1 protein-coding gene is annotated in these 539 nt (G+C 56.8%); it reads right to left on the minus strand.

Features of this window, described 5'->3' with window-relative positions; translation table 11 throughout:
• Window positions 1-357: 357 nt before the first annotated feature.
• A partial coding sequence (locus CXQ89_RS17965; RefSeq protein WP_146067314.1) for an aldehyde dehydrogenase family protein occupies window positions 358-539 on the minus strand: 182 nt, incomplete at its 5' end.

The raw sequence follows: 539 nt of genomic DNA on the forward strand, positions 1-539 counted from the left end.
AAACCGGAGACCTGCCCCAGGACTTCCACTGAGATGACGGCCGCGACCACCAGCAACAGGATGTCGAAGCGGCCGAGTGATTTCTGTAGATGCTTGCTTTGCTCCTGGGCAAGGCGTGTTGAGGCTACTTGCTGATCCATGATCGGTCCTTTGCTACTGCTTAAGTTTGCTACTGCGCAAAAAGGGTGGGTAGTGCAGTTGTCTCCATGACGACGAAAAGAAGGAACCGGTGCCGGCTCGCTTGCAGTGCTTGATGCTCGGGTCCGGTCCGCTGTGGAGATCAGCGTATGGGCGTGAAGTGGATCACGTAAAGCACCGAATGCAGATGGAGGTTATCGCTTTTTCCGATCGAGCTGGTCAGCCGAACTGGATCCAGGTGGTCTTCGTCGCCGTGTAGTTATCAAAGGCATGCAAGGACAGATCCCGGCCAAAACCGGACTGCTTGAAGCCGCCGAAGGGCGTGGTGTTGCCCAAGGCATCCACCGTGTTCACAGATACAGTTCCAGCAACCAAATCCCCTGCCACACGGTGCGCCCGGG

It is taken from the genome of Arthrobacter sp. ZGTC212 (assembly GCF_002929255.1).
In the GTDB taxonomy this organism is placed as follows: Bacteria; Actinomycetota; Actinomycetes; order Actinomycetales; family Micrococcaceae; genus Arthrobacter_B; species Arthrobacter_B sunyaminii.